We start from the raw sequence: 23,938 nt of genomic DNA, 5'->3' as shown, positions 1-23,938 counted from the left end.
ATCTTTCCAGCCTGTTGGCCCTCAAGAAAAGGAGAGTGGCAAGACGGCGCTGTTGGCCCAGAATGGTGGTGTATGATTGGAGTCTGTAGCGGCTGGGAAGAGAGAGGGATCCGCATTTTGCGGCTTGATTGCCTGGCTGTCTCTGGGCTGCCCTTTCTGACCGCCTCAGCGCCGGGCGTACCCACAGATGAGCATGAGCGCTCCTGCTGCCCAACCCAACCCTGTCCACTGGGTCTTGATCTTCACCGATCAGATGGGTCGGCGCGGCGTTGTCTTGGACAAGATTTACTACTCGGTGGGCCGGGCAGCCAGCAACCACATCCGCCTCTGCGACCCTTGTGTTTCGCGAGAGCATGCCCTGATTATCCGCATTCCGGAAGAGAACCGGGCCGGATACGGCTACATGATCTTCGACGGCAGCTCGGCATCCCGCCGCAGCACCAATGGTTTGTTTGTCAATGGGAAACGGGTTTTGTCCCATCGCCTTGAGCTTTTGGATAAGATAGGCTTCGGCCCGAATGTGACGGCAATTGTGGAGAGCACCGACCGCCTCAGCCCGGAGACGCTAGCGGCTCTCTTGAGGCCGCCGACCCTCGGCGACAATGTAGCCCTGGCCGGATCCCAGAGAGCAACCTCGAAAGAGACGCCCAGAGAGAACGACGACTTCACCGCCGCTTGATGGGGTGAATGATTCTCAACCCAGCCCCCTGCCGAGTTTTGGGTTCCTGTGCCTCCCATGCCCCCTGCCCTGAGCGGCTACTGGCAAAATGGCTTCGACCTGGCAGCCCATCTGGGATCCTTCCTGGGCCTTGAGGCTGGTGAGCTGCGGGAGAAGCTGCGGCTGGGGCAGCAACAGTTGGCAGAGCTGGGCCGGCGCGACTTCGGCTGGGATCAGGCAGACGCCTTTTACCGGGATCGGGTGGGATCCGCCTATTTGCTGGACTTGGCCGCTTGGCACCTGAGCAGCACCGACTACATCGGCAATACCCTGCGCCTGGTGGCCGACCATGCCCGCGGTCTGGTGCTGGATTTTGGCGGTGGCATTGGCACCCACACCATTGGGGCGGCTCTCTGCCCGGCGGTGGAGCAGGTGATTTTCTGGGATATCAACCCCATCCATCGGCAGTTTGTGCAACTGCGGGCGGAAAAGCTGGGCCTAGGCGAACGGATCCACTGCCCGGAAACCTTCCCGCAAGGGATCCCCTTTGACACCGTCATCTGCTTCGATGTACTAGAGCATTTGCCGGATCCGGCAGCGCAGTTGCGTCAGTTTTACGCCTGGCTTAAGCCGGAAGGCAAATTGTTGATCAACTGGTACTTTTTCAAGGGGTTTAATGGTGAATTTCCTTTTCACCTGGACGATCCGCAAAAAGTCGAGCAATTCTTTCAGGTGTTGCAAAGCCATTTCTTAGAAGTGTTTCATCCCTATCTCATCACCGCCCGCTGCTACCGTAAGTGGAACAAAAGCTGAGGGGAGCGGCAACTGGGATCGCAAATCCAATCGCCCAAGCAGGACGAAGTCTCTGCAGTATGGTCATTCCAAATAGCAATGAAATGCTTCGTTACTGTCGTGATTGCTACGAACGCTGCCGCGAACGCGCCCCTCTAACTCCCCTCTCCCTCAGGGAGAGGGGCTGGGGGTGAGGGCCTCAGGGAGAGGGGCTGGGGGTGGTCGCGTGAGCGGCGCGGAGCGCTTGGGCACCTCAGGGAGAGGGGCTGGGGGTGAGGGTTAACTCCCTGATTAGTTCTCCTCATGGGCAAAGCGACGGTAGAGAAAGTCGAGGGCAGAGTTGCGCAACTCGTAAAATTCCGGCATTTCCATGATGCGCGCGCGGCTGCGCGGTCGCCCAAAGGGGATCGTCAAAATCTCGCCAATATGGGCAGCAGGGCCATTGGTCATCATCACCACCCGGTCTGCCAGATAAAGAGCCTCGTCGATGTCGTGGGTAATCATCAAAACCGTGCAGCGGTGATCTCGCCAAATGGCCAGCAGCTCATCCTGCAGCTCTTGCTTGGTAATGGGATCCAAGGCCCCGAAGGGCTCATCCAGCAACAGCACTTCTGGGCGCACCGCCAGCGCGCGGGCAATGGCCACTCGCTGCTTCATACCCCCGGAGAGCTGCTTGGGCCGCTTGTGGGCTGCTTCGGCCAAACCCACGAGTTCTAGGTGTTCTTGAACGATTTCCCTTTTCTCTCTAGGGGATTTATCGGGATAGACCTGGTCCACCACCAAATAAACATTTTCAAAAGCCGTCAGCCAGGGCAGAAGGGAATAGTTTTGGAACACCATCATCCGATCCGGCCCTGGGGCGGTGATGGGCTGGCCCTTGAGGGTGATGGATCCCGAAGTAGGAGCAGAAAACCCGGCCACCATGTTGATCAAGGTGGACTTGCCGCAGCCGGAGTGGCCGATGATGCAGACAAATTCGCCGGCGGCCACTTCCAAGTTGACATTTTCTAGCGCCACAAAGGCTCCTGCCGCCGTAAAGTAGGTCTTGCCCACATTCTGAAGGGAAAGAAGGGGCAGACCTGAGAGGGAAGAGGCTGAAGAAAAGGACAAAGAAGTTAAGCGAGAGTGGGTCATCATAAAGCCTTCCAGTTGAGTTCAGTAGAGCAAAAACTAGACCTTGCTGAGGGGGTATTCCTGCAGCTTCAGCTCCTGGCGAATGGCCACCGACTCCAGGTAGTTCAAGGGATCCTCGCCATCAAAGCGGGATCCGTCGGCAAAGAGCAAAGCCCCGCGATCGTGGGCCCGATCCGGCAGCCCCAGTTCTCTGGCAGCTAGGGCGTAGGTTTTGTCATCCAGCACTTGGTCGAGGACAGCAACCCAATTGCGAGGGAAGGGGCAGATGCCCCAGCGAGCCATCTGCGTCAGGATCCAGAGATGCTCCAAGCGTTCGGGGCAGGTGTTGCGCCCGTTGGCAAACTGGTGGAAACCGACAATCACCTGCGATTCATCGGCAATGCCCCGCTGCAGGATGCCCCTCCACCCCGGCTCCAGATCGGCTGTGACCACGCCCACATACTGGGGCTGGGCCAGCCACTCCAGGATCTGGGGACGGTGCTGCGGCTGATCGCAGTAGTGACAGGCCTCCAGCAGCGCCTTGACCAGAGCCACGTGGGTGCGGGGGTAGCTTTGGGCCCAGTCTTGGCGCACCGCCAGGACTTTCTCGATGTGGCTGGGCAAGAGTTCGGGAGTGGTGGCAACGATAACCCCCACCTGTTCCCGCACAGCGCGGGAGTTCCAGGGTTCGCCCACGCAGTAGCCGTCGATGTTGCCGGCCTTGAGGTGGGCCACCATCTGCGGCGGCGGGATCACCGTCAACGTCACATCTCGATCCGGATCCACGCCGCCGCTGGCCAGCCAATAGCGCAATAGGAAGTTGTGCATCGAGGCCGGGTGCACCACCCCCAGCGTATGAACCGTATCGGGAGTTTGGCGGAGGTACTGGCGAAGATCCCAGGGGCTCTGGAAGGCCTGCAGCAGGAGTCGGCGCCCAAAGGTGATGGCGTTGCCGCCGCGGGAAACAGTAAGCGCAGTTACCAAAGGCACCGGTACCCCGCCCACCCCCAGGGTAGAGGCCAAAGGGATCCCGGCCACCACCAGGGCTGCATCCAGCCGACCGGAGCGGCTCCCTTCCCAGATGGTTTTCCAGCCCGGCTCCCTGACCAGCGTGACCTGTTCCAGGCCGTACTTCTGAAACAGGCCCTTTTCTTGGGCCACCACCAGAGGGGCGCAGTCGTTGAGGGGCACAAAGCCAATTGCCAAGTTGACTTTTTCCAGCCCCCCCTTGGCGATGGCCACACGGGTAGGAGTTTTCTGGCGGGCCCGCTTTTGCTGGTTGAGAAAGTAGATCATCTCCCCCCGCAGGCTGTAGTACTCGGGGTGATTCACCACTTCCAACCGGTGGCGCGGCCGCGGAAACGGGATCCGCAAGATCTGGCCGATGCGGGCCTCCGGGCCATTGGTCAGCAGCACCACCCGATCCGAAAGCAGAAGCGCCTCATCCACATCGTGGGTAACCAAAATACAGGTGAGCTGCTCCGCCTGGGCAATCTCCATCAGTTGCTCCTGCAGGCTGCCGCGGGTGAGGGCGTCCAACGCCCCAAACGGCTCATCCAGCAGCAGCACCCGCGGGCGAATGGCCAAAGCCCGGGCAATGGCCACCCGCTGTTTCATCCCCCCCGACAGATGGGCGGGCCGCTTGTCGGCTGCCCCCTGCAAACCCACGCGGCGGATGTGCTCTTCCACGATGCGGGCTCGCTCTGCTTGGGGAAGGGATCCCAGCACCTCGTCCACGGCTAGGGCGATGTTTTCCCGCACCGTCAGCCAGGGCAGCAGGGAATAGTTCTGGAACACCACCATGCGCTCCGGGCCGGGCTCCGTCATCTGCCGGCCTTCCAGCAGCACGCCGCCGCGGGAGGGTTTTTCCAGGCCGGCGATGATGTTGAGGAGGGTGGACTTGCCGCAGCCGGAGTGGCCAATTAGCGAGACAAATTCCCCTTTTTGGATCTCCAGATGGATGTCTCTTAGAGCGGGATAAACCTCCCCATTGTCCAGGAAAAAGTCTTTGTCTACATGGTCAACTTCGATGTAGGGCTGAGTCTTCATGATGCTACCTAAGGGATCCCTTGAGATTCATTTTTGAAAAGTGAGCAAACTGTCAGCAGCCAACTCCGGGCTCAGTCCAACCTAGTGATCCTCGGCAACCACCAGCGAGCCAATCCAAGCCGTAACCCGATCCAACAAAAGGCCAACCAGGCCGACATAGATCAAAGCCACAATAATTTCGCTGATGCGGGAGCTATTCCAGGCATCCCAAATGAAGAAGCCGATGCCCACCCCGCCAACCAACATTTCTGCAGCCACAATCGCCAGCCAAGAGAGGCCCACCCCGATGCGCAGGCCGGTAAAGATGTAGGGCACCGTGGCCGGAAAGACAATCTTAAAGAAATACTTCCAGCCGGACATGCGTACAATTCTGGCCACATTGCGGTAGTCCTGTGGGATCCGCTGTACACCGGCAATGGTGTTGATCAAAATGGGCCAGAGGGCCGTGATGAAGATAACAAAAATGGCGGAGGGGTTGGCATCGCGAAAGGCGGCCAAAGAAATCGGCAGCCAAGCCAGAGGTGGCACCGTGCGCAACACCTGAACAATGGGATCCAAAGCCTCATGCAGCCAGCGGTTGACCCCGATCACCATGCCGCCCAAAACCCCCACCAGACTGGCCAAGAAAAACCCAATGAACACCCGCTGCAGGCTGGCCCAGATTTGCCAGAACAGTCCTTTGGCGTTGCCGCCGTAGTCAAAAAAGGGATCTTTAATGAGGGGATCCCAGGTGTCCTGCCAAACTTGGAGCGGGGTGGGCAGGTTGGCGCCGGGCCGGCTGTAGAGGATTTGCCAGAGCAGGAGCACGATGAAAATTGCCGTAGCGGGCAAGAGAATGCGGCGCAGCGCTTGATGGATCCGGACTCGTTGCCTCCAAGCGGATCCAGAGCTCGTGGCAGAAGGGATCCCGGCCTGGGCCTGAAGAGAGGCACCTTGGCTCAGCAGCCAACGGCCTAAGCGGATGAGCAAAGGGAAGAGGTGGCAGCCCACCTTCAAGGCAAAGTGGAGAAGATGCATAGTTTGCTGAGAGTAGGGCTATGGTCAAAGTCAGCGTAGGGAAAGTGCAAGAGAGAAGAGGTTTAATTTGAACCTGTCTGGGGGCTCTTAGGGAAATCTCTCGGACAGGGGGCTTGCAGGTGTTCTGCAAGCCCTGGAAGGAGCAGGCTAGGCCAGCTTCTTGATGGCCAATTTCTCCAGATAGGCAGCCGGATTTTCGGGGTCGAACTTGACCCCATCGAAGAAGGTTTCCACGCCGCGAGAGGTGCTGGGGGGAATGGCGGCCTCTTGGCCAATGGCTTTGGCGGCCTCGCGCCAGAGATCTTCTCGGTTGACCTTGTCCACCAGGGCTTTGGTATCCGTGTCGGCGGGCAGATAGCCCCAGCGGATGTCTTCGGTCAGGAACCAAAGGTCGTGGCTCTTGAAGGGGTAGGAAGCATTGTCTTGCCAGAACTTCATCAGGTGGGGGCTGTTTTGCACCACTTTGCCGGTGCCGTAGTCAAAGGTGCCTTTGGCGCGACCCAAGATATCGGCCACAGGAACCCCCAGCCAGCGGCGGTCGCCGATGATCCGGCACATTTCCTCTTTGTTCTCCATTTGGTCGCACCAGATCTGGGCTTCTTGCACCGCCTTCAACAGCGCCAAGGTGGCTTTCGGGTGGGCATCCACCCAGTCAGCCCGCAGAGCAAAGGCTTTCTCAGGATGGCGATTCCACAGCTCGCCGGTGGTGAGGGCGGTATAGCCCTCTTTTTGGTTCACCAGTTGAGCATTCCAAGGCTCGCCCACACAGAAGGCTTCCATCGTTTTGGATTTCATGTTGGCCACCATCTGGGGGGGCGGCACCACAATGACAGAGACATCGCCATTGGGATCGATCCCGCCGGCGGCCAGCCAGTAGCGCATCCACAGGTCGTGGGTGCCGCCGGGGAAGGTTACCGCGCATTTGGGATCCCTGCCGGCAGCTCGCGCTTCCGCAAACTTGGCTTTGAGGGGGGAACTATCCAGGCCAATTTGCAAATCCCGGTACTCGTTGGCAATGCTGATGCACTGACCGTCCAAGTTCAGGCGGGCCAGAATGTACATCGGTACCGGCTTGCCATCGGTAACTTTGCCGGTGGTGATGAGATAGGGCATGGGGGTGAGAATGTGCGCCCCATCGATGCCGCCAGCAGCGGATCCCAGCACCAAGTTGTCGCGGGTGGTGCCCCAAGAGGCCTGCTTGACCACCTCCACGTCCTTCATGCCGTACTTGTCAAAAAACCCCTTCTCTTTGGCGATGATCAGGGGGGCGGCGTCGGTGAGAGCAATGAACCCCAGCTTGGCCCGCGGGGTCTCGGGAGTATCGGCCTGGGCCACCCAGTAGCCCTGACCCAAAGATTGCGATTGGGCGCGTGGGATCCCAGCCGCGGCTGCTCCTGCTGCCAGGGCGGCTGCCCCGGCCAAAAATTGGCGACGGGAGAACAGTTTAGACATCGGAACCTCCAAGATTTTGAACGACGCAGAGAGAAAACCTTCCCCAGACTTGGCCCCTACTTAGCAAGCCATCACGGGGGAAGAAGCAGTTTGAGCAGCCGATGGACGCTGGCGCGGCCTGGCCCCGAAGTGCTCAATCAGCAGCTCCACCAAGACGGGCTTGAGGTCTTCGCAAGGGATCCCTCGACGCACACATTCGCCCAGCTTGGCGTCTTTGCCCACTTCTCCCCCCATGTAGATGTCCACCGCTTCCACCGGCTTGCCGTCCTTGCGGGCGGTGGTGCCCATTAGGCCGATATCGGCCACCTGGGGCTGGCCGCAGGAGTTGGGGCAGCCCGTCCAGTGGATGCGCACCGTCTGCGGGATCTCCAGCTCGGCTTCCAGCTCTTCCATTAGAGCCACAGCGCGGTTTTTGGTCTCGATGAGGGCAAAGTTGCAGAACTGGTTGCCCGTGCAGGACACCAGCCCCCGCTGCAAGGGCCCTGGGTTGGGGGAGAACTTTTTCAAGAGCGGCTCTTTAAGCAGCGGCGCCACCCGCGAATCGGGCACATTGGGGATGAGCACGTTCTGCTCCACCGTCAGCCGCAGCTCCCCGGAGCCGTATACCTCCGCTAGGCGGGCCAGCTCCATCATCTCCAGGGCATTCAGCCGTCCCACCGGCACGTGCAGGCCAACGAAGTTCAAGCCCGGCTGCTTCTGGGCATGCACCCCCAGGAGATCCCGCTTCTGCCAGACCACCTCATCTTTTTCCGCCGCTCTGGACAGCGGATGGCCGATCTGCCGCTCCACAGCCGCCCGAAACTTCTCCAGGCCCCACTCGTCAATGAGCCACATCAGCCGCGCCTTCTGCCGGTTGGCCCGCAGGCCGTGATCCCGGTAGACCAGCAGCACCGCCTCGCACAGAGGAACCACATCGCGCGGATCCACCCAGACATCCAGCCCGATGGCCTCGGCACAGCGGCGGGCCGAAAAAAAGCCCCCCACCAAGACGTTGAAGCCCAGCTTGCCCGCTTTGAAGGCCGGCACAAAGGCCAGGTCGTTGATCTCCGCATGAACGGAGTTGTCGCGACAACCGCAGATGGCGATGTTAAACTTACGCGGCAGATTGGTGAAGGAAGGGTTGCCCTCGCCGTTGTTGGTTACCATGTCCTGCACCTTGCGGGTGAGGCCGCGCACGTCAATCAGCTCATCTGGGTCAATGCCCGCAAGGGGGGATCCCGTAATGTTGCGCACATTGTCCATGCCCGACTGGATGCTGGTTAGGCCCACCTCCTTCAAGTAGCCCAAGATCTGGGGCATCTCCTCGATGGGGATGCCGCGCAGTTGCAAGTTCTGCCGGGTGGTGATGTCGGCTACGCCATCTTTTCCATAGGGATGGATGATCGCCGCCAACATCCGCATCTGGCCGCTGGTCAGGATCCCATTGGGCAGGCGCAGCCGCAGCATAAACTGGCCGGGCGTGCGCTTGCGAAAGAAGATCCCCAGCCACTTGAGGCGGTGATCCCGGTCGTCTTCAGGGATGTTCTCCCAGCCCATGCGGGCAAACGCTTCCAGCTCGGCTTTGACCGCCAGCCCGTCCTTTTCGCTTTTGAGGCGCTCAAATTGGTTCGCCATCGTCGCTGCCGTAGGGTAACACCGGCTACCTTAGCGATGGCCAACCGTTAACTTTGGTATTTGCCATTACATTTTGTAACAAGTTATGCCGTTTTGTCATTTTCCAATTGCGGTTTGTGCATAAAAGTAGGCTTGCAAAGGTGAGGCACAGTCATTTCAAGCAGCAATGAAACGTTTCTCTGCATCCTCATGGCTATGCAACGCTGTCGTGAACGCGCTGCTCTAACCCCCCTCTCCCTCAGGGAGAGGGGCTGGGGGTGAGGGCCTCAGGGAGAGGGGCTGGGGGTGGTCGCGTGAGCGGCGCGGAGCGCTTGGGCACCTCAGGGAGAGGGGCCGGGGGTGAGGGCTGGGCGGTCTGGATCTGGCTCTGCCGTGCTATGTGTAGTCGAGGTCGATTTTGGTGAACTATGGCCGGCAACTCTATTCGCTTTGGTACCGACGGCTGGCGAGCCGTGATCGCCGACGGCTTTACCTTTCAGAACTTGGCTATTGCCGCCCAGGCCAGCGCCCAGGTGTTGGCCCGCACCTATCCCGGCGCAGGGATCCTGATCGGCTACGACAACCGCTTTCTCTCTGAACGCTTTGCTGCCCACGCTGCCGAGGTGGTGGCGCGGTTGGGGATCCCGGTTTATCTCTCTGCCTGTCCTGCCCCGACGCCGGCCTTCAGTTGGGCAGCCAAAGAGCGCGGCTGCCATGGAGCCTTGGTGATCACCGCCAGCCACAACCCGCCCCACTATTCCGGCCTCAAAGTCAAAGGCGGCTTTGGCGGCTCTGTGCCCCCGGAGGTCACCGCTGCCATCGAGCAGGAGCTGCACCACCTGCAACCGCTGGGATCCAACTCCGCCCCCATCCACACCTGGGATCCCTGGCCCGGCTATCTGGCTCAGCTCAGCCGCTTTGTGGATCTGGAAAAGCTCAAGGGATCCCCGGCCAAGATCTGGGTGGATGTCATGTTTGGCTCTGGCGCCGGGGGCCTCAGCCGCCTGTTGGGGGAGAAGGTGATCGAGTTGCAGGCGCATCGGGATCCCCTATTTGGCGGCGTCTCACCGGAGCCGCTGCCGCAAAACCTGCAGACCTCTGCCCAGATCATCGCGGCGGATCCCGCCCCGTTAAAAGTGGGTCTGGTCTTCGATGGCGACGCCGACCGCATTGCCGCCCTCGACGGACAAGGCCGCTTTCTCAGCCCGCAGATCCTCATTCCCATCCTGATCGACCACTTGGCGGGGCGACGCGGCCTGCGGGGCGAAATCGTCAAAACCATCAGTGGCTCGGAGCTATTCGTCAAGGTGGCGGAGCGCTATGGCCTGCCGGTTACGGAAATGCCCGTGGGCTTCAAATACATCGCCGAGCGCATGCTGACCACCCAGGTGTTGCTGGGGGGAGAAGAATCCGGCGGCATCGGCTACCTGGGCCACATCCCCGAACGGGATGCCCTGCTTTCTGCTCTGTACTTGATTGAGGCCGTCACCGAAACCGGGCAAGATCTGAGCGCCCTTTACCGAGCTTTGCAGGAACGGGAAGGATTTAGCTCGGTTTACCAGCGCCGCGACCTGCACCTGGCGGATCAAAACCAACAAGTCAGGCTATTTCAACACTTGCAGGCGGATCCCCCGTCTGAGATTTTGGGGCAGAAGGTGATTAAGCATTTCGACAAAGACGGCCACAAGTTTACCCTTGCCGACGGCAGTTGGGTGATGATCCGCGGCAGCGGCACCGAGCCCCTGCTGCGGCTGTACTCCGAAGCCAAAACCCCAGAAGCAGTCAATCATCTGCTGGATTGGGCAGCCGGCTTGGTCAACACAAAGGGATAGCTTGGTAGCTCCGCACTTTAGTGCGGGGAAGAAAAGCCCGTAAGCAACTTTAGATGCTTGCCAACGGTGCTCACAGGCAGTATGTCTGTCGATGAGGTGCACCGTTTCCAGGCGAGCACCTACCACGGTGAAAAACCCGACCGGTGACAAACGCCCAGGAGATAGCAACATCTCAGCCAACCTGCAAGGACTCCGTCCCGCTGACGCGAACAGAAAAGTAAGCAGAACTTTGGCGCCTTGCTTTAAGGAACTGTGTAGCGGCGTCTTGACAGCACCTTTGCGACTCCGTTTCTGGGCTACGTAAGAATTCCTCGCCTCTAGGCGGGGAGAGTGTCAAAACAGCTTCCCACCCCAAATCATCTTTTAAACAAGAGCCGGGGGCGATCGCAGCAGCACCACGGAGCGCCATCCCTAGCTCCCCTCTCCCTGGGGGAGAGGGGGCGGGGGTGAGGGTTGACCCTCAGGGAGAGGGGTTGAGGGTGAGAAAATTACTAGTGCAGGAGTCGAGATGACGCCAGGCTCTAGAAGAAAGTTACACTGACAGGTGGAGCTACTACTGGGGCTGCCTCATTGCTGGTGAGCGTGGTAGCAGGGTTGATGTAAGTGCCCGCTGTACTAGAGGTAACACTCACTAAAATTGTGCAGCTAGTGTTAGCAGGCAGAGTTCCATTCGAGAAAATGATAGACGTTCCACCAACCGCTACATTAAGTACGCCACCGCAATTATTTGTAAACGCGAGAGGAGGGCCAGCAATAACCAGTCCAGTAGGCAAGCTATCTGTGAAGGCAAGACCTGTTAGAGGGGTAGCTGTGTTATTGGTGATGGTAAACGTCAAAAATACAGGAGTGCTAGCTAGGGAAGGTACAGTTGGAAATGTTTTGGCGAAAACTAGCTAAGGCGCACCCACCACAAGAGTTACAGGTGCGCTTTGAACAGGAGGAGCTTGGTTACTGGTGAGAGTTACAGGAGGATTAATGTAAGTGCCTATACTTGCAGAAACCTGAACAGTAACTGCACAAGTGGAATTGGCGGCCAGTGTTCCATTGTTCAGAGCGATTGAGGATCCACCTGCAACAGCGCTGCCGCCACAGGTATTGGTGATGTTGGGAGGAGTGGCAACAAATAGACCTGCAGGCAAGCTATCCGCGAAATTGAGGCCGGTCAGTTGAACTCCAGAGCTATTAACAATCGTGAAGCTAACCGTCACGGTTACAGGAGCAACCACCGATGAGGCAGGGTTAAAGCTCTTGGTAAAGGTTGGAGCAGCCAAGGGGGCCGGAGGCAACCCAACAATGCTGGGAGAAGGGTTGGGGCTGGGCAAGGGCGGGATCGTCGGCGCCGAGACGGGAGGGGGCACGAGAGGGCTGGGCTGGGTTGGGGGAGCAGCTCCAACGGGAGGAGTAGCCGGCACTCCCACGCCAGTTCCGCCGGGTTCTACACTTGGGTTTTGCACAGGAAAGATCGGCCCAGGTATAAAGCTGGTTGCATTCTTATCCTTTGCCTGTTGGCAAGCCGTCAGCAAACCAACACAGAGGCAAGCCAAAACCCCAGCCAGCTTTCCGGTTTTCATTCCCTCATCCTCCTGACCTTAAATCTCTCGCAGCAATTAAACACTGCCCTTAGCCAGCTTCACGCTAGGTAGCCTGAGCGCGTGCCTCTAATCTTAGGGCTTGGCCAAACGAATCGCGAATGACCAGGATCACCAAAACCCTTTCTCCGGCAACAACGTTGGCATTGTAGGCCGCCAGATCAGCCGAGAAGGTAAAGCCATTGGTGAGGGTGATCCCGTTGGTTCGGTCGGCGTAGCTGTTGCCTCGGCCTATGAGCGTATTCCTAAACTGCTCGATGGCTGTCGGCAAGAAAATGCCGGTAATATCTGTGCCGCGGCTGATGTTGAAAAACTGCAGCTCTACGCTGGCAATGACCCCTGGCACCAACAAGCCGCTCAAGGTAACTGTTACAAAAGCGGATCCCACTACAGCGTTGAATCCCCCAGTTGGCTGCAAGCTGGGTGGATCTGGCAGGTCAGGCTGAATGGGTGGCGGCGTGATAGGAGCAAAGTCTGGCCCAGGGCGGAAGGTGATGGGTGTGAGGTTGGGCGAGATGGTGGGGGCCACGGCCACGGGGGGAGGGGTGGATCCATCGGCGGTCAAGAGGGGTGGCAGGCCGCCCGTAGTCTCGCTGCTGCAGGCAGTGGCTAGCGCCAGCGAAGCCCAAGTTGCCAGAAGAGAAAGGCCGCCACGGCCAGGGCCTGAGCCAGAACGTCGTTTCATCGGGGAATTCTCCACTCACTCACACCACAGCAAATCTTTCCAACAACGCCCAGCCGGGATCCACTGAATTTGCCTCTGTGCATGGGCAAGATTATGAGGGATCCCGTTTCAAAGGCGGATGCCTGCTGTTAGTTCTACTGCATCTTGGGGCGTTGTCAAGCAAGCGGAAAAGCAAATCCAAGAAATTTTTTTGGAAATGGCCCATCCCCTAGATATGGGGTATCATAGCCTCGAACAGGGGCGGCCAGCTTACCTGTAGTGTTGGGGGTTGGGTGCCTTCTCCTCCATTTTGTGTGTGGATTTCCCCAGATTAGGGTGTGTGAGGCAGTGCCGTATGAACTTCAAAGGTCGCTCATTGGCAGTTTTGTGTGGAGTCTTGCTCCTAGGCGGCTGCGGTCAAATTGACGAATCCCCCGCCTTGCCGGGGCCTGTCCAGGTGGATCCCACGGCGTTTGTCTCGGCGCAGGAGTACCGCTTTACCCCCGGCTCAGTGCTGGAGACCACTAGCTTGAGGCTAGACTATGTCAACCCAAAATTTGACAACGGGATCCCTGTGCGGAACAGCGGCTTTCAAGGCAGTGGAGAAGCCCGCATTACCAACGTAGAGGCCCGCATTCTGCCGGTCAATGAGATCCCAGCCAATGAACTGACAATTGACTCAACCCTTCGCTCCAGCACACTGGCCATCCAGATTGCCCGATCCACGCCGCTGGTGAATCTCATCGCCTTCGGCCCCAACGACGGCAGGCTATCTACGCAATTCAGCATTGCCGGGCTGGTTGCCCTTTCGACAAACCCCAACGACCAGCGCATTCGAGTCAACACAACCTTTAGAGCTGCCGATCCGGATACGGAAACTGTTTTAACTTTAACCGTGCGCCGCATCTTGGTTAGCCGCAATGGCAACCAAGTCGTCTTAGAGGGAGATTCTTCTCTCATTGTCCCTACCGTGGGAGTACTCTATGAAGATCCCGGCCCTAATGGCAACCCACCGGCAGGATCCTTTGTCAATCCTCCCCCACCTCAAGGGCCTGTCACTGCCATCCTGCAAACCGGCAGCTTCTCCGCCAGCTTCGTGGTGCGGCAGCGGGGCGTGGCCGGCGATGGCACTCCTGAAGATGCCCTGGCTCTCTTTGCCCGCCTGAACTTCCGCCCCAACCAGGCGGAAATCGTCTATCGTCCCACCCAGGTGGGTACGCAGTCGGTGCTATTTGCTCCGGATCCCACTCGTCCGAACATCTTGCCCAACCAGTTGGTGCGCATCCGGCGTCTGCTGAACGGCCGGGTACAAGCGGAGTTTGACCCGGCCAATGTCAGCACAGTCCTCAACTTTGTCCAGGTCAGCCCGCCGCCACGACCTTTCCCCACCCCGATCCCGCAGTTGCCCGTCCCTGAGCGTCCGGGTGCTCCTACGGCCTTCGATTACTTCTTCTCCTTGCGCACCGAGCGCTCTACGGGTACCTTACCTGGCTCACCTGTGGAGGGAACTAATCTCAGTCCCGTTATCATCCAGGGCATTGTCCCCACCACAGGAGATTTTGTCTTCCGCACCTTAGCTGGGGCGCAACTGGCCGGGCCGTTCAACAGAGCAGATATTGGCGGTTCCCTGCTGCGGGGCAACTTGAATTTGGTTTTCGACCCGACCACCTCTGGCTCGAATATCTCTGGGCAATTCTTTATTGAGCAAGAGTTCCCCACTGATAATCAGGTTATAGGCCCGAATCCACCAACTGGCGACGGAAATACGGGTACTCCTGATCAAGGGGGAGTTATTCTCATTATTCGTGGATTCTTTAACGGGGCTCAGGTTAACCTTTAAGCCGAGGGATCCCATCTCATTTACTTTGCAAGCTAAGGCCAGCGTGGCTGACTTCTTCGGGAGTAATGACCGGTAGGGATCCATAAGCACCTGGGATAACCCCGACCTTGGGGTAGAGGAGCCTGAAGTTCCCTTCTCAGCGCATACCTACCTGTACCTCTGCATCGGTTGAAGTCGGCGTTGCCGGAAAAAGTCGTATCATTGCTAGATTGAAGCCATGGGATCCCCGACTCTGCCTGGTAGAACCGAACTCTATGACTGTTCCCCTGATTCAAAATCGTGACGCTTTGGAAAGCCGTCTTAGGGAGATTCCCACCGAGCCTGGCGTATATCTAATGCGAGATGCCACAGATCAAATTCTCTATGTAGGCAAATCTAAGAAATTGCGCTCTCGCGTGCGTTCTTATTTCCGTTTTGCTGATGATCTGTCTCCTCGCATTCAGCGCATGGTAGCTCAGGTTTGTGAAATTGAGTTTATCGTTACCGATAATGAAAGTGAAGCTTTGGCTCTAGAAGACAATCTAATTAAGACTCACCAACCCCCCTATAACGTCCTCCTTAAGGATGATAAAAAGTATCCTTACTTGTGTATCACCTGGTCAGAGCTTTATCCACAGCTTTATATCACTCGTCACCGTCGTCTCAATCAGAATCAAGACAAATACTACGGCCCTTATACTGATGTCGGTTTGTTGCGCTACACCCTTGGATTGGTCAAGCGAATTTTCCCCTTGCGTCAACGAACTAAGCCTCTGTACAAAGATCGCACCTGTTTGAACTATGACATTGGACGTTGTCCCGGAGTATGTCAAGGCTTGATCAGCCCAGAAGACTACCGCAAAACGCTAGCTCAAGTAGCCATGATCTTCCAAGGCCAGACGGATGAGCTGATCAGACAACTGCAGGAGAAAATGATCCAGGCTGCCGAACAAGAAAATTACGAGGCAGCTGCGCGATATCGGGATCAAATCCGCGGCCTAGAGCAACTGGGCGAATCCCAGAAGGTCTCTTTGCCCAACTCTAGCGCCAGCCGTGATGCTCTGGCCCTGGCCATGAACGATTCGCGAGCCTGCATTCAATTGTTTCAGGTGCGGGCCGGCAAGTTGGTGGGACGGCTGGGGTTTGTTGCCGAAAATCGGGGCGATGATCCGGCGTTGATTTTGCAGCGAGTTTTACAAGAACATTACCAATACTGTGATCCGGTGGAAATTCCTTCGGAAATCTTGACCCAGTATGAATTGCCCGATCGCGATTTTCTGGAGTCTTGGCTGAGCCAGAAAAAGGGCCGCAAGGTAAGCCTTATCACCCCTCAACGGCAGAGCAAAGCAGAGCTGATCGAGTTGGTGGAGCGAAACGCCGAGCTGGAGCTAGCCCGCAGCCAGCGCCTGGCCGATCAGAACACTGCTGCCTTGGAGCGCTTGGCGGAAGTCTTGGATCTGCCGGAGCCGCCCCGCCGTCTGGAAGCTTACGATATTTCCCACATTCAGGGATCCGATGCTGTGGGCAGTCAGGTGGTGTTTATCGATGGCCTGCCGGCCAAGCAACACTACCGCCGCTACAAGATTCGCAACCCTGAGGTACGCCCCGGCCATTCCGATGATTTTGCCAGCCATACCGAGGTGGCACGGCGTCGCTTCAGCAAGATGACTCCCGAGGATCAGCCGGATTTGGTGCTCATCGACGGGGGCAAGGGGCAACTGTCGGCAGTCATGGCCGTCTTGGCGGATTTGGGTTTGGATCACCTGCCGGTGATTGCCCTGGCCAAGCGAGAAGAAGAGATCTTCCTGCCGGGGGATCCCGTGCCGCTGCGGTTGGCTGCGCAAGATCCGGCTCGCCTGCTGTTGCAACGCCTGCGAGATGAGGCCCACCGCTTTGCCCTTGCCTACCATCGCCAGCAACGGAAGCTGCGCCAACAGGCCTCTACGCTTGACGAGATCCCCGGCCTGGGCAAGTACCGGCAAAAGCTGCTGATGGAAGAGTTTCGGTCGATTGCTCGCATCCAGGTGGCCTCAGAAGACCAGTTGGCCCGGGTGCCCGGCATTGGCCCCAAGCTGGCGCGCCAGATCTACCGCTACTTCCACCCGGAGGCCGATTTGCCGGCAACTGCGTTGGCGGAGCCGGAGAGACGCTGACGGGGAGCCAAATCTCCCCTTGGAGCTGGCCTATTATCGTGAAATCCACCACTTGCTAGGACAGCCGTTCTCGGCCAAGGGGGCCAGGGTGAAGATAGCGCTGCTGCAACTGAACTACACCGTTGGCGATCTCAGCGGCAATGCCGAGCGCATCCGTCTGGCGGTGGAAGCAGCGTCAGCGGCAGGAGCGGAGCTGGCCATCGCCTCTGAGCTGGCCCTGTTGGGGTACCCGCCTCGCGACCTGTTGCTCTACCCGGCCCTGGTCGAGAGGGCAGGCCAAGTTTTGCAGCAGTTGGCCGCCCGGCTGCGGGATAGCATTCCGGTGGTGGTGGGATCCGTGCAGCCCAACCCTCTGCCGGAGGGGCGGCCCCTCTACAACGCCGCGGCCTGGCTGGAAGGGGGTCAGATCCGCCACTGGTTTCAAAAGTCGCTCCTGCCCACCTACGATGTCTTCGACGAGGATCGCTACTTCGAGCCGGGATCCCCGCCCCGGCCCATCGAGTACCGTGGTCGCCGGCTGGGCTTCACCATCTGCGAAGATATCTGGAACGACCGCGACTTTTGGCGCCACCGCCGCTACCACCGCGATCCGGTGGAAGAGATGGCCCGCTGTGGCGCCGATTTACTCATCAATCTGTCGGCTTCTCCTTTTAGCCTGGGCAAGCAAAAATTGCGGGTGGAGATGCTGGGATCCCTGGCCCGCAAGCATGCCCTGCCCATCCTCTACGTCAACCAGGTGGGGGGCAATGACGACCTCATTTTCGACGGGGCCAGTTGCGCCCTAGATGGCCGGGGCCGGCTGGTGGCCCAAGCTGCTGCCTTCGCGCCGGATCGGCTGATTGTGGATGTGGAGGCGCTGACCCATCCCCCCGGCGAGGAACAGAGCCCGCCGGGATCCCGCTGGCCAACGGAGCCGGAAGCAGAGCTCTACGAGGCGCTGGTTCTGGGCGCCCGCGACTACGTCAGCAAATGTGGCTTTCGCGAAGTCTTGCTGGGCCTCTCGGGGGGGATCGACTCGGCTGTTACTGCTGTCATTGCCGCCGATGCCCTGGGCCCGGAGCGAGTGCTGGGGGTGCTCATGCCCTCTCCCTATTCCAGCCCGGGCAGCCTGACCGATGCCTACCAACTGGCGCAAAACCTGGGGATCCCTACCCTGAAGCTGCCCATTCACTCGATTATGGAGAGCTACCAGCACCTGCTGGCAGAAGCTTTCGCCGGCCTGCCCCCCGACACGACGGAAGAAAACCTGCAATCGCGCATTCGCGGCACCCTGCTCATGGCCCTTTCCAATAAGTTTGGCCGGCTGCTCTTGACCACAGGCAACAAGTCGGAGCTGGCGGTGGGCTACTGCACCCTTTACGGGGATATGTCCGGCGGCCTGGCGGTGATCTCCGATGTGCCCAAAACTTGGGTCTACCGCCTGGCCCGCTGGATCAACCGCCAGGGGGAGCGGATCCCACTCCCCATCCTTACCAAGCCTCCCTCGGCGGAGCTGCGGCCCGGCCAACAAGATAGCGACAGCCTGCCCCCCTATGACCTGCTGGACACCATCCTGCAGCGGCACATCGAACAGCACCAGTCGGCTGCCGAGCTGGTGGCCCAAGGGTTTGATCCCGACACCGTACAACAGGTGCTGCGCCTGGTTCAAAAGGCCGAGTTCAAGCGCCGCCAGGCTCCCCCCGGCCTGCGGGTTACCGATCGCGCCTTTGGCACCGGCTGGCGCATGCCCATCGCCAAATGCCAGGAAGGGATCAGTTGAGATTTTGCCCTCTCCCAGGGGGAGTCAGCCCAAGCGCTCCGCGCCGCTCACGCGACCACCCCCAGCCCCTCTCCCGGAGATGCCCTCACCCCCAGCCCCTCTCCCAGAGGGAGAGGGGGGTTGGAAGAGCACAACCGGTTTCGCTTTTCCTACAAGGATTCGGGTAGGGGCGCGGACGTTTTTTCTGTCAATAAGGGCCTGCCAGCCGGCAGACCCCAGAGCAAAACTTTTCTTCGACTCAACAAAGAGTAAGGCAAGCAGGGCCTTTAAGCTTGCCTCTCCACTCACCAGGATCCAAGAGTCTCCCGTTTGTCGCTTCAAGACTAACTCTAGGGCCCGCAGCGCAGCAAGCCGAGTTTTCTAGATCAGGCCCAGCCAGGAGGCGACGCCTTGGCCCGTCACCGCTTCAATGACAATGGCTAATACAAAGCCGATCATGGCCGCGCGACCGTTGAGACGCTCGGCATATTCGTTAAATCCAAACTTGGGCTCAGACAGGTTGGGGTTGGACATAAGAACCTCCAATGGAATTGGAACGAGGGTGAGCAGGGATCCGCAAAGAACGATTACAGGAACAGCAGCTAACCTTCAGTATAGTTTGCATTTCTTCATGATTGCAAGGAAGGTGATCATCTGGTTCCGATGGCGGCGATGATCTGCCGCGCCAGGGGAATGGCCGCCTCGTAGGCTTTGCCCTGATGCAGGTGCAGCACCAGCGCCCAGCGGGGATCCGGCAGAGGCCAAAAAGCCAGCAACCAAGCTTGGAAATCTTCGGCCCAGAGAACGGGTTGTCCGCGTCGGTGAGGATTAAGGATGGTCCCAGACTTAGCGGCCACCGGGATCCCGTCTGGGGCGATGCCGCGGCAGGTGCCCGCCGTTGCTGCCAAACGCATGCCGGCATGGAGAGCATCCCAGATGCGATCCGGCAAAGAGAGAGCAGGCAGGGATATCTCCCCAGAAAGGGGAACGCCGCGGCGGGCGATCACCCCCGCATACACCAACAGCTCCCAGGGATCCGCCGAGCCGGCCAGACCGGTCGCCAACAGCGGTGCCGGGGCCGTGTTTTCTGTCTGGGTCAAACCAAAGCGGCGCAGCCACTCCACCAGGGTCTTGGCCCCCAGCTCCCAGCCCAACTGGTAAAAATGCACGTTGCAAGACCGAGCCAAAGCTTGGCGCAAGTTGAGCTCCCCATGTCCGCGCGGATCCCAGCAAGTGAGCCGGCCCAACCCCAATTGCGGTGGCGGATCCCACCAGCCGGGGCAGTGGATGGCCCGCTCGCCGGAGCTGATCCCGGTCTGCAAGGCAGCGGCGGCCACGGCGCACTTGACCGTTGAGCCAGGGCTGGCCCTGATCTGCGCAGCCTGCTCCGGCTGCCAAACCCTCGTCAGACGACCGGTGTTCAGGTTGAGGACAATGGCAAAATCGCGCGGATGGGGCAGCCCTTGCAAACCCCAGGCCACAGCAGAACCCAAGAGCCAGGCCCCACAGGTGCGGCGTTTCATCGGCTCCCCCTCCCCAGCCAAGAACGACAGGGATCCCTGTTACAAAAATTCGGAAATCGCAGCCTTCTCACGGACTAGGGTAATCTGAAGTGCAGGTCAATGGAGAGAACCCTCATGGCGATTCAGCGTGGTGCCAAAGTCCGTGTGTTGCGGAAAGAATCCTACTGGTATCGGGATGTGGGAACGGTTGCGGCGGTGGATACCAGCGGCATTCTTTATCCGGTGATCGTCCGCTTCGACAAGATCAACTACTACAACATCAACACCAACAACTTCCGCGAAGATGAGCTGGAGGTGCTGGAAGCTCCCAAAGCCAAGGCCAAAGCCACCCCGGCTAGCTAAACCAGGGGGAGTTCTCATCGCCGGGAGCTGTGTTGCTTGAGTGAGGCGTTCTGTGCCGGAACTGCCAGAAGTTGAGACGGTTCGGCAAGATTTGCAGCGCCTCACCCTGGGGCCGCGGATACTGGCAGTGGAGGTGCTCCTGACGCGCACCATTGCCTATCCGGCAAAGGAGATTTTTGGGCAAAGCTTAATCGGCGCCTGTTTTACCCAGTGGCAGCGGCGAGGCAAATATCTTTTGGGATCCCTAGATTCCGGAGCGGTTCTGGGTGTGCATTTGCGCATGACCGGGCAATTGCTCTGGGTTCAGGGATCCGAGCCTTTGCCGGCCCATACCCGCGTCCGGCTGCGCCTGGAGCGGGGGTGGGAGCTGCGCTTTGTAGATCTGCGTACCTTTGGCCAGATGTGGCTGGTGCCCGCCGGGGTGGAGCCGGAGACGGTGATCGCCGCTCTGCAGAGCTTGGGGCCGGAGCCGCTGTCGCCGGCCTTTTCAGAAGCCTATTTCCAGGCGTCCTTGCGGAAGAGCCGGCGCCCCATCAAAACCGCCCTGCTGGATCAGTCGCTGGTGGCGGGGGTGGGCAACATCTACGCCGACGAGGCCCTGTTTCTGAGCGGCATTCACCCCTTGACGCCCGCCTTGCAGCTCTCCGACTCTGCCAAGGCACGCCTGCGGGAAGCTTTGATCCAGGTGTTGCGGGTCGGGCTGGAGCAGCGGGGCACCACCTTGCGGGATTACCGGGATCTGCGTGGGCTTAACGGCAACTACCAAGGGCAGGCATGGGTGTACGGTCGAGAAGGGGATCCCTGTCGCCTCTGTGGCACCCCCATTCAGCGGATCAAGCTGGCGGGCCGCTCAGCCCACTTTTGCCCCCACTGCCAGCCACTTCCAGGCCAGGTTGAGACTTGATGGCGTATCCCCCGTAAGCAGCTATAGTTCTAGGTTGATCCCCAGCTCCCCTCTCCCAGAGGGAGAGGGGCTGGGGGTGGTCGCGTGAGCGGCGCGGAGCGCTTGAGCACCTCTGGGAGAGGGGCTGGGGGTGAGGGAGGGATCCCAGTGAAAAAAATGGCATGGCCCCAGTTCTGGGTCGGTCTCCTCGGCGGGGTGGTCGGGATGCCGGCGGTTCCTGTTTTTGCCCAACTGGAGTTGGACGCCCAACTGGGCCGCTCTCAAGTCGTTTTTCCCGGCAAAGATTGCCCCGCCTGCGACCTGACAGGAGCCGAGCTGCCGGGAGTTGATTTGCAGGGGGCCAACCTGAAAGAAGCCATCCTCAGGCAGGCCAACCTACAAGCTGCCGACCTCTCCCAGGCAATCCTCAACTTGGCCGATTTGCGCGGCGCCAACCTGAGCGGTGCGGAGCAGGGCGGAGCTTTTTTGTGGGAAGCCGATCTCAGCCAGGCCAACCTGCAGCAGGCCAATTTCACAGGAGCCAATCTTCAGGTGGCCAACCTCAGCGGCGCTGATTTGCGAGGGGCCATTCTCGCCGGCGCCGACCTGACAGGAGCCACCTTGCGCCAGGCCGATCTGCGTGGGGCCGACCTACGCGGCGCTTTTTTGGAAGAAGCCGATCTGACGGGCGCTCTGTACAATGCCCAAACCCGGCTGGATCCCGCCTTCAACCCCAGTGCCTGGGGCATGGTCTTTGTGAAAAACTAACTCCCCTCTCCCAAAGGGAGAGGGGTTGGGGGTGGTCGCGTGAGCGGCGCGGAGCGCTTGGGTTGACTCCCTTTGGGAGAGGGGTTGGGGGTGAGGGCACGTTATCCGGGATCCCTCTTGTGGGCAGAATGAACTCAGCCCTCTCATAGGCTGGGATCCCCTGCCATGAGTTCTCCTGTCCGCGTCCTCATCGCCGATGACCATCCTCTGTTTCGGCTGGGGCTGAAGTTTGCCCTGCAAGCGCAAGGATTCGAGGTGGTGGCGGAAGCCGAGACGGGATCCCAGGCCGTTGAGTACTGTCGCCGTTACCCCGTCGAGGTGGCCATTTTGGATGTGCGTATGCCCAATGGGGACGGGATCGCCGCCTGCCAACAGATTGCCGAGCTGGGCCTGCCGGTGGTGGTGGTGATGATGACTACTTTTCAGGAGCCGGCCTTGATCGAGTCAGCGCGGCGGGCTGGGGCCAAAGGCTACCTCTCCAAAGAAACCGATCCGGCGGAGCTGGCCCGCGTTATTCGGCAGATCTTGGCCAACCCCGACCGAGACTGGTTGCCTGCCCGGCAGGAGTTGCCCAAGCTCACCCCCCGCGAGTTGTGCGTGCTGCAACTGATGAGCCAAGGCTTGGCCAACAAGCAGATCGCCCGCCGCCTCGGCATCAGTGTCGAGACCGTGAAAGAGTACGCCAGCGCCGCCTACCGCAAGCTAGACGCCACCGACCGCGTCACCGCCCTCCTCAAGGCACAACAACTGGGGATTTTTTGACATACTCCCCATAGCTAAAGCTAGGGGATTCTCCCAAGGTCGCCCTTTGGGATTACTGGTTCAACGACCCCACTTACTGTTTTGGGTTCCCCCTCCACAGCAGAGGTGTTGGTCTCCCCAGTCGTTCCCTCTTGCGGGGCAGTTCCACTCCATCCCCAACAGCTCCAGTGCCCCCCGCAGAATGTTAAGCGCTGCATTTTGGTCTCGACACAACACCAACCCACACCTTTCTTAAAAAAGCAAACAACTATCTGGTATCTGGAAACTGTTCACGCAGCGTTGCCAAGCAATACCAGTCATTCAGAATCCTCCCCTTTGGAACGGGGAGTAAGGGATAGCGCTCCGCGCCGCCGGCGCGTTCGCGACAGCGTTGCGTAGCCATAACGATGTCACAAACCGTTTTATTGCTATTTGAAATGGCTATATGTTAAGTCTTTGGTCAAGGTTCGCCGCGCGAAAAGAAGAGGTTAAGATCGGCTTGTAGCGTGTTCAAACTGCCTATGTCTGCCCGATCTAAGTCCAAAGTAGAAGCCCCCGCCAAGGGAATGGATCCCGGCCAGTTTACCGAAGCTGATGTGGCCGCAATTGCAGAGCGGTTGGAGCGCAATGACTACCCAACTGTCTTTGGCTGCTTGGAAGACTGGCATGCCCTTCGAGCCATTGCCTTTTATGCTCCCAGCTTGGTGGCTCCCTATGCACACCTATTGGAGTGGGAAGTGGATGAAGATTAGGGCTGCCCTCGCAGTTCTGAAGGGATCCTGGTGTTCAGGCTGAGGGGGGAGGAGGACTTCCGTCAGAAATCTGCTTGCGAATTAGGTAGCGTACTTCCTCAAGGAGGATGTTGAACCTTTGATCCGTTTCCGCTTGACGTTGGTTGATGGCCTGCATAGCCCGTTCGTGCTCTTGTTGTAGAGCGGTGAGAGTAATCAGAGCTTGAGTCACTTCTTCTGCCCATTCGGCAAGATGGGCCAGGTCAGAGCGGGTCTCGCTGACAACCTGCTGTAGCTCTCGCAAGCTTTGAGCCTGGGCAGCAGCTTGTTCGGCAGACTCAGCGCGGCTGGCCTGGATGGACTGATGCAGCTCCTGGATTTCCTGCAGGCGGGCGGCATTCTGCTCGGCAGACTCAGCGCGGCTGGCCTGGATGGACTGATGCAGCTCCTGGATTTCCTGCAGGCGGGCGGCATTCTGCTC

The 23,938-nt window shown here is 59.2% G+C and carries 20 protein-coding genes and 2 pseudogenes; 11 read left to right on the top strand and 11 right to left on the bottom strand.

Annotation, left to right across the window (positions count from 1 at the left end; genetic code table 11):
- The first annotated feature begins 187 nt into the window (after positions 1-187).
- Entirely contained in the window at positions 188-679 is a 492-nt protein-coding gene (locus NW851_RS04925; protein ID WP_414334197.1) for an FHA domain-containing protein, read from the top strand.
- Between the two features lie 48 nt (positions 680-727).
- Positions 728-1,471: a class I SAM-dependent methyltransferase gene (locus NW851_RS04920; protein ID WP_414337188.1), complete on the top strand. Its 744-nt coding sequence runs from the start codon at positions 728-730 to the stop codon at positions 1,469-1,471.
- A gap of 270 nt (positions 1,472-1,741) precedes the next feature.
- Here NW851_RS04920 and NW851_RS04915 read toward each other — a convergent pair whose 3' ends face one another.
- The 5 genes from NW851_RS04915 to NW851_RS04895 form a co-directional block, all read right to left on the bottom strand.
- Positions 1,742-2,584: an ABC transporter ATP-binding protein gene (locus NW851_RS04915; protein ID WP_414335841.1), complete on the bottom strand. Its 843-nt coding sequence runs from the start codon at positions 2,582-2,584 to the stop codon at positions 1,742-1,744.
- A 36-nt stretch (positions 2,585-2,620) separates the two neighbouring features.
- Positions 2,621-4,612, bottom strand: a complete 1,992-nt coding sequence (locus NW851_RS04910) for a nitrate ABC transporter ATP-binding protein (RefSeq protein ID WP_414335839.1) — start codon at positions 4,610-4,612, stop codon at positions 2,621-2,623.
- A gap of 81 nt (positions 4,613-4,693) precedes the next feature.
- Positions 4,694-5,629 (bottom strand): nitrate ABC transporter permease, encoded by a 936-nt coding sequence (gene ntrB / locus NW851_RS04905; protein WP_414337187.1) that lies wholly within the window; start codon positions 5,627-5,629, stop codon positions 4,694-4,696.
- 147 nt (positions 5,630-5,776) lie between these two features.
- Positions 5,777-7,081 (bottom strand): CmpA/NrtA family ABC transporter substrate-binding protein, encoded by a 1,305-nt coding sequence (locus NW851_RS04900; protein WP_414335836.1) that lies wholly within the window; start codon positions 7,079-7,081, stop codon positions 5,777-5,779.
- A gap of 60 nt (positions 7,082-7,141) precedes the next feature.
- Entirely contained in the window at positions 7,142-8,695 is a 1,554-nt protein-coding gene (locus tag NW851_RS04895; RefSeq protein WP_414335834.1) for a ferredoxin--nitrite reductase, read from the bottom strand.
- A gap of 407 nt (positions 8,696-9,102) precedes the next feature.
- On the opposite strand from NW851_RS04895, the gene NW851_RS04890 reads away from it, so the two are divergent.
- Positions 9,103-10,506 carry a phosphoglucomutase/phosphomannomutase family protein gene (locus NW851_RS04890; RefSeq protein WP_414337186.1) on the top strand — a complete coding sequence of 468 codons (1,404 nt, stop codon included), beginning with the start codon at positions 9,103-9,105 and terminating at the stop codon, positions 10,504-10,506.
- Between the two features lie 521 nt (positions 10,507-11,027).
- On the opposite strand, the pseudogene NW851_RS04885 reads toward NW851_RS04890, so the two are convergent.
- The 3 genes and pseudogenes from NW851_RS04885 to NW851_RS04875 all read right to left on the bottom strand — a co-directional run.
- A pseudogene (locus NW851_RS04885) lies at positions 11,028-11,375 on the bottom strand (hypothetical protein); the annotation flags it as partial.
- A gap of 24 nt (positions 11,376-11,399) precedes the next feature.
- Entirely contained in the window at positions 11,400-11,777 is a 378-nt protein-coding gene (locus NW851_RS04880; RefSeq protein WP_414337185.1) for a hypothetical protein, read from the bottom strand.
- Positions 11,778-12,141: 364 nt separating this feature from the next.
- Positions 12,142-12,780: a hypothetical protein gene (locus tag NW851_RS04875; protein ID WP_414337184.1), complete on the bottom strand. Its 639-nt coding sequence runs from the start codon at positions 12,778-12,780 to the stop codon at positions 12,142-12,144.
- Between the two features lie 334 nt (positions 12,781-13,114).
- Here NW851_RS04875 and NW851_RS04870 point away from each other — a divergent pair, with 334 nt between their 5' ends.
- From NW851_RS04870 to NW851_RS04860, 3 genes are all read left to right on the top strand, one after another.
- Positions 13,115-14,599 (top strand): hypothetical protein, encoded by a 1,485-nt coding sequence (locus NW851_RS04870; RefSeq protein WP_414337183.1) that lies wholly within the window; start codon positions 13,115-13,117, stop codon positions 14,597-14,599.
- A 254-nt stretch (positions 14,600-14,853) separates the two neighbouring features.
- Complete coding sequence (gene uvrC, locus NW851_RS04865; RefSeq protein ID WP_414337182.1) at positions 14,854-16,731, top strand: excinuclease ABC subunit UvrC; 1,878 nt, start codon at positions 14,854-14,856, stop codon at positions 16,729-16,731.
- Positions 16,732-16,819: 88 nt separating this feature from the next.
- Positions 16,820-18,490 (top strand): NAD+ synthase, encoded by a 1,671-nt coding sequence (locus tag NW851_RS04860; protein ID WP_414337225.1) that lies wholly within the window; start codon positions 16,820-16,822, stop codon positions 18,488-18,490.
- Positions 18,491-18,850: 360 nt separating this feature from the next.
- On the opposite strand, the gene NW851_RS04855 is transcribed toward NW851_RS04860, so the two are convergent.
- Both NW851_RS04855 and NW851_RS04850 read right to left on the bottom strand, forming a co-directional pair.
- Entirely contained in the window at positions 18,851-19,003 is a 153-nt protein-coding gene (locus NW851_RS04855) for a chlorophyll a/b-binding protein (RefSeq protein ID WP_011429120.1), read from the bottom strand.
- Between the two features lie 116 nt (positions 19,004-19,119).
- Positions 19,120-19,992 carry a penicillin-binding transpeptidase domain-containing protein gene (locus NW851_RS04850; protein ID WP_414336139.1) on the bottom strand — a complete coding sequence of 291 codons (873 nt, stop codon included), beginning with the start codon at positions 19,990-19,992 and terminating at the stop codon, positions 19,120-19,122.
- A gap of 114 nt (positions 19,993-20,106) precedes the next feature.
- Here NW851_RS04850 and NW851_RS04845 point away from each other — a divergent pair, with 114 nt between their 5' ends.
- The 5 genes from NW851_RS04845 (at position 20,107) to NW851_RS04825 (ending at position 23,478) form a co-directional block, all read left to right on the top strand.
- The gene (locus tag NW851_RS04845; protein ID WP_414336138.1) at positions 20,107-20,334 is read left to right on the top strand and encodes a photosystem I reaction center subunit IV; all 228 of its coding nucleotides are present in this window, start codon (positions 20,107-20,109) and stop codon (positions 20,332-20,334) included.
- A gap of 52 nt (positions 20,335-20,386) precedes the next feature.
- Complete coding sequence (locus NW851_RS04840; RefSeq protein WP_414336141.1) at positions 20,387-21,238, top strand: DNA-formamidopyrimidine glycosylase; 852 nt, start codon at positions 20,387-20,389, stop codon at positions 21,236-21,238.
- Between the two features lie 156 nt (positions 21,239-21,394).
- Positions 21,395-21,985 carry a pentapeptide repeat-containing protein gene (locus tag NW851_RS04835; RefSeq protein WP_414337181.1) on the top strand — a complete coding sequence of 197 codons (591 nt, stop codon included), beginning with the start codon at positions 21,395-21,397 and terminating at the stop codon, positions 21,983-21,985.
- 165 nt (positions 21,986-22,150) lie between these two features.
- The gene (locus NW851_RS04830; protein WP_414337180.1) at positions 22,151-22,747 is read left to right on the top strand and encodes a response regulator transcription factor; all 597 of its coding nucleotides are present in this window, start codon (positions 22,151-22,153) and stop codon (positions 22,745-22,747) included.
- 500 nt (positions 22,748-23,247) lie between these two features.
- Entirely contained in the window at positions 23,248-23,478 is a 231-nt protein-coding gene (locus NW851_RS04825; RefSeq protein ID WP_414336153.1) for a DUF2555 domain-containing protein, read from the top strand.
- Between the two features lie 34 nt (positions 23,479-23,512).
- On the opposite strand, the pseudogene NW851_RS04820 reads toward NW851_RS04825, so the two are convergent.
- A pseudogene (locus NW851_RS04820) lies at positions 23,513-23,938 on the bottom strand (hypothetical protein); the annotation flags it as partial.

The organism is Synechococcus sp. H55.7 (assembly GCF_047462395.1).
GTDB lineage: Bacteria > Cyanobacteriota > Cyanobacteriia > Thermostichales > Thermostichaceae > Thermostichus.
This window is presented reverse-complemented; position numbering and strand designations above follow the sequence as displayed.